This is a genomic window from Amaricoccus solimangrovi, from assembly GCF_006385685.1.
Lineage (GTDB): Bacteria > Pseudomonadota > Alphaproteobacteria > Rhodobacterales > Rhodobacteraceae > Amaricoccus > Amaricoccus solimangrovi.
Map to the genome: position 1 here is coordinate 1 of NZ_VFRP01000075.1, position 4,014 is coordinate 4,014.

The window sequence follows — 4,014 nt, forward strand, 5'->3', positions numbered from 1 at the left end:
CGCCGCGCGGAGCTGGAGCTCGTTGATCGGGTGGAGCCCGGGCGAGAACGGCGCCTCGACCGCGCCGACCATGCCGCAGAGCGCGACGCCGATAGAGCCGGTGTTGCAGTTCAGGGTGTGCGCGGCTTAGTTGCCATCCGAGGTGTCCTCGTTGTCCTCGATCGCATGGACGCCGGCGAAGATGCTCCCCTCGCCGTCGACGATGCGGTGGTAGTGCTGCCGGTCGAGCGCGGACACGCGATCCGTCCCGGCGGTCCAATGGATGACCACTCGTTTCATGGGGGTTCCGATGTCAGGTGTTCGGCCGGCTGGGCGCCCGGCCCGCGCTCAATCGCCGGTCGGCGCGACGGCGAGGAAAGGATTGCTCTCGTAGGGACCGGAACGGAACTCGATCAGCCCTTGAACCAGCCGGACTGCGGCCACGGATAGAAGTAGGTGAACTCCGCGCGGTAGGCGCCCTCGACGCCGACAATGTCGCACGAGCGATTCGGCGGGTTCCCGAGATACCAGTTCAGGTCGCGGACCTCCCCGGAGCGCGGCCCGCCGTCGCCGATGAGCACCGGATATGGGCCGGCCTTGAAGGAGATGCCGTTCATCCGCCTGCCGTGGCAGACGCCGACGGTCCGCTCCCGAGGGTCTCCGGGTTCATTCGCGACCGCGATCTGGCGCACGTCGACCTGCAGGTCGCCCTCGAAGTCGCGCTTCACGACCCGGTCGACGATGACCGCGAGGCTGTAGCTGCGGACCTGCACCGATGACACATTGATGACCCAGAACGGCGGGGTGCTGTCGATCGCCCAGCGTCCGAGACTCACGATCGACCAGGCGAAGGCGAAGGCCGCGAGCGCGATGGCGGCGATCCCGGCCGGCGCGTGGATCTCGAAATTGAACAGCCAGCGGACGAATCTCACTGTCCAGCACCGAGAGCAGCGAGCGCGACACGCCAGCCTTGCGACAGCACCACCCAGCCGGCCTGTATGGTCGCGAACCCGCCGAAGATGATCAGCAGCCACTTCCCGAAGTCCCGCGTGATCGCGCGGAAGGCGCTCCACCGCTCCCGGCTCCGCTCCTGCGCCTTGATCGCCCTGATGGCCTCCAGAACGTCCGCCGGGCTTCGCAATTCCTCGAGGATCAAAATGACCTTCTCGCTCGTGATCCACCCTGTGATCCTCCGAATGTCGGACGGGGATGCCCAATCTGAAATCGCCTTTTGGTACTCGTTGAAATCATCATTTTCCGGCATGCGATTAACCCAGAATGGAGGGTTTCCCGCGCCGGCGGCGCGGCCTTGAAAGACGGCGGCGCCGCATGAAGAAAGGCGGCCTCGGAGAGCCGCCCCTTGGTCGAGAGCGACGATCCTGATCCGTAATGCCGGGCTGTGTAAGTTTTACCTTACAGCCCCGTTGACGCCGCGTCATGTGTAACGTATACCTTACACATGATCGACGTTCGCCAAACCCGGACCTTCAAGACTTGGCTCGACGGCCTCCGCGACCGCGCCGCCGCTGCTCGTGTCGCCACCCGGATCGCACGGGTTCAGGCGGGGCTGCTCGGGGACGCCAAGTTCTTCGACGGCATTGGCGAGCTTCGGATCGACTACGGCCCCGGCTACCGGGTCTATTTCGTCCAGCGCGGCAAGGTGCTGGTTATCCTGCTCTGTGGCGGCGACAAGTCGTCTCAGAAGCGCGACATCAAGCTGGCCAAAAAGATGGCCGAGGAGGTCTGATGGAACACCTCGAACAATTCGACGCGGCGCCCTACATCGACACGCCCGAGGCGGAGGCGATCCTCCTCTCCGACGCGTTCGAGAGCGGCGACGCCACCTATATCGCGCATGCCCTCGGCATCGTCGCGCGCGCCCGTGGTCTCGCCCAGATCGCGCGCGACGCGGGGATCAGCCGGCCGACCCTGTACGCCGCTATCAGCGGGGAAGGCGACCCGAAGCTCTCCACGCTTCTCGCGCTAACCCATGCGCTTGGGTTCAAGTTCAGCGTGAAGGCGGAGGCCGCCTGAGCCTCCGCCAATCTCAGAGGATGAAATCCCCCGCCCCGTAGTCCTCCGCGTGCACGTCGCGCCCGTCGAGCAGCGCGATGGTCATCTCCGTGCGCCCGGTATCCACGTGCACCAGCGTCGTGGTCTTGCCCACGTCCTCGAGCCAGACGCGCCCGTTGCCGTGCCAGTCGTCGGGGCCGGAGAAGCGGAACGCCTGGTCGCCGGTGCGGAAGACGTTCGCGTCGATCTCGGAGAGGTCGATCTTGTCCTCGCCGATGTGGAAGTCCGCGACCTGGTCGCGCTCATCCCTACCCTCGCGCGCCCACATGAAGACGAAGGCATCCTCGCCGCCGCCACCCTTGAGATAGTCCGCGCCCTGCCCGCCGATCAGCTGGTCCGAAGCGTCGGAGCCGTAGAGGCTGTCGTCGCCCTGGTTGCCGTAGAGCAGGTTTCCGTCGCCGCCCTTGACGCTGATCCTGTCCTCGCCCTCTCCACCGTAGACCTCGGAGCGGAATGGGGATTCGGTCTGGACGCCTCGGATCTCCGAGAAGATCCGGTCATCGCCGCCCTCGCCCCACAGGCGGTTGGTCGCCATGGCGTATGGGTCATCTTCGATAGTCGCCCGGGCGGTGATCTGGTCGTTCCCGTCTCCGGCATGTATGTAGTTATCGGCTACACACCAGTCAGCCCCGCCGGCATGCGCTCGCACGTCGATGGCGTCGTCCCCGGACCATCCATAGACGTAATTCTCCGCTGTCCCGGAGAAGTTCGCGGCGCGGAAAGTGACTGTTCCGCCCAACCCGTTCCCAGGGTCTGAGGTCTCATCCAGCCCATTTTGCACCAGAATGGCCGTCCCGTAGGCATAGGCGTAGACATCAAGCGGCGCGGCGGTTCGATCCACCCACGTATAGAGATGTTCCGCCCCGCTGACCCGGGCGGAGATGCTGATCTCATCCTCTCCGCCCTGCCCGTAGACGTAGATTTCATCCGTCGCCTCGGTCTGGATCAGGAATGCATCATCCCCGCCCGTCCCATAGATCGGGCCGTCGATGTCGTCGTCGCCCAAATTGGAGGTCGCCACTGCAATCCACCCCTTGAATCAATAGGGTAATTGTCCGGCATGCCTCCCGGTTCCGTCAAGCGGGGTCAGGCAGGCGCCCACTGGCCGACGTTGCGCCCGGAGCCGGTAGCGACGAGGCTTTCCCACCCGCTCGGGAAGCTGGTGTTGTCCGAGAACTTGTTTCCGGTCAGGGTGACGCCGGGCAAGGCGCCGCTAGACACCTCCCCGGCCCGGAACAATCCCGCGCGGGGGCAGACGTTGTTCCGGAAGATGACGTTGTCGAACTTGTTCGAGAGGACCGCGATACCGGGATTGTCGGTGCTCCCTGATCCCGTCAAAGAACCCGTGTTCGGCGGCCGACGCATGACGTTGGCCTCGACAACGCAGTTCTTCGCCCCCTCAAGGGTCACGCCGCCCGGCGAGGCCGGGTTCTCCATGTAGTTGTTCCAGATATGGATGTTGTCGTGGCCGCACGCGGCCACACTCAGCCCCTGCCCGCCGGACGTGTTGTTGACCGAGCGGGTGCGCCGGCGGTTCGACCCAACCGTCCCAGCCGTCGGCGGCGAACGTGACATAGGGCCAGCCGCGCGAATCGACCTTGTTGGTAATGCCGACAGTCGTGCGCGGCACCACCGCGCCGCCGAGCTCGCCGCCGATCGCCGCGTAGCCGGCCATGTCGATCCAGTTGTCCGCGTGGCCCGGATTGCCCTTCGCCCGCGCGACCTTGAAGAGCACCATCATCCGCGCGACGTCGCCCGCCGTGAGCGGGATCCCGAGATCGGCGGACCAGAGCGCGGCGATGCGGGCGAAACTGTCCTCCGCCCGCCCGTGCGTCGCGGCCCTGTCGCGTGTCACCGCGTCGCGCGCCCGGTCGAGCAGCGCCGCGCGCAGGTGGCCGTCAGTCGGTGTCGTGCTGCCCATCATCCTCTCCTCAGGCCGGGGAAAAGGCGCCGGGCCCGAAG

General features: G+C 66.0%; 8 protein-coding genes. 2 read left to right on the forward strand and 6 right to left on the reverse strand.

Annotated features, from left to right (window positions below):
• Positions 1 to 126: 126 nt before the first annotated feature.
• From FJM51_RS24055 to FJM51_RS23105, 3 genes are all read right to left on the reverse strand, one after another.
• Complete coding sequence (locus tag FJM51_RS24055) at positions 127 to 279, reverse strand: hypothetical protein (protein WP_181164735.1); 153 nt, start codon at positions 277 to 279, stop codon at positions 127 to 129.
• A 113-nt stretch (positions 280 to 392) separates the two neighbouring features.
• Positions 393 to 911 (reverse strand): hypothetical protein, encoded by a 519-nt coding sequence (locus tag FJM51_RS23100; protein ID WP_140456444.1) that lies wholly within the window; start codon positions 909 to 911, stop codon positions 393 to 395.
• Positions 908 to 1,243: a hypothetical protein gene (locus FJM51_RS23105; protein WP_140456445.1), complete on the reverse strand. Its 336-nt coding sequence runs from the start codon at positions 1,241 to 1,243 to the stop codon at positions 908 to 910. Before FJM51_RS23105 ends, FJM51_RS23100 begins: the two co-directional genes overlap by 4 nt.
• Positions 1,244 to 1,438: 195 nt before the next feature.
• On the opposite strand from FJM51_RS23105, the gene FJM51_RS23110 reads away from it, so the two are divergent.
• Both FJM51_RS23110 and FJM51_RS23115 read left to right on the forward strand, forming a co-directional pair.
• The gene (locus tag FJM51_RS23110) at positions 1,439 to 1,726 is read left to right on the forward strand and encodes a type II toxin-antitoxin system RelE/ParE family toxin (RefSeq protein ID WP_140456446.1); all 288 of its coding nucleotides are present in this window, start codon (positions 1,439 to 1,441) and stop codon (positions 1,724 to 1,726) included.
• Positions 1,726 to 2,013: an addiction module antidote protein gene (locus FJM51_RS23115; protein WP_140456447.1), complete on the forward strand. Its 288-nt coding sequence runs from the start codon at positions 1,726 to 1,728 to the stop codon at positions 2,011 to 2,013. Before FJM51_RS23110 ends, FJM51_RS23115 begins: the two co-directional genes overlap by 1 nt.
• A 13-nt stretch (positions 2,014 to 2,026) precedes the next feature.
• On the opposite strand, the gene FJM51_RS23120 is transcribed toward FJM51_RS23115, so the two are convergent.
• The 3 genes from FJM51_RS23120 to FJM51_RS24060 form a co-directional block, all read right to left on the reverse strand.
• Positions 2,027 to 3,058, reverse strand: a complete 1,032-nt coding sequence (locus FJM51_RS23120; protein WP_140456448.1) for a M10 family metallopeptidase C-terminal domain-containing protein — start codon at positions 3,056 to 3,058, stop codon at positions 2,027 to 2,029.
• Positions 3,059 to 3,138: 80 nt separating this feature from the next.
• Positions 3,139 to 3,489 (reverse strand): hypothetical protein, encoded by a 351-nt coding sequence (locus tag FJM51_RS23125; protein WP_140456449.1) that lies wholly within the window; start codon positions 3,487 to 3,489, stop codon positions 3,139 to 3,141.
• A complete protein-coding gene (locus FJM51_RS24060; RefSeq protein WP_181164736.1) occupies positions 3,452 to 3,973 on the reverse strand; it encodes a DUF6378 domain-containing protein in 522 nt (173 codons plus the stop codon). Before FJM51_RS24060 ends, FJM51_RS23125 begins: the two co-directional genes overlap by 38 nt.
• Positions 3,974 to 4,014: the final 41 nt, after the last annotated feature.

What these genes read in the sequence shown, in the direction of transcription:
- FJM51_RS24055 (WP_181164735.1), bottom strand. Translation starts at nt 279, where the DNA reads ATGAAACGAGTGGTCATCCATTGGACCGCCGGGACGGATCGCGTGTCC.
- FJM51_RS23105 (WP_140456445.1), bottom strand. Translation starts at nt 1,243, where the DNA reads ATGCCGGAAAATGATGATTTCAACGAGTACCAAAAGGCGATTTCAGAT.
- FJM51_RS23110 (WP_140456446.1), top strand. Translation starts at nt 1,439, where the DNA reads ATGATCGACGTTCGCCAAACCCGGACCTTCAAGACTTGGCTCGACGGC.
- FJM51_RS23115 (WP_140456447.1), top strand. Translation starts at nt 1,726, where the DNA reads ATGGAACACCTCGAACAATTCGACGCGGCGCCCTACATCGACACGCCC.
- FJM51_RS23125 (WP_140456449.1), bottom strand. Translation starts at nt 3,489, where the DNA reads ATGGAGAACCCGGCCTCGCCGGGCGGCGTGACCCTTGAGGGGGCGAAG.
- FJM51_RS24060 (WP_181164736.1), bottom strand. Translation starts at nt 3,973, where the DNA reads ATGGGCAGCACGACACCGACTGACGGCCACCTGCGCGCGGCGCTGCTC.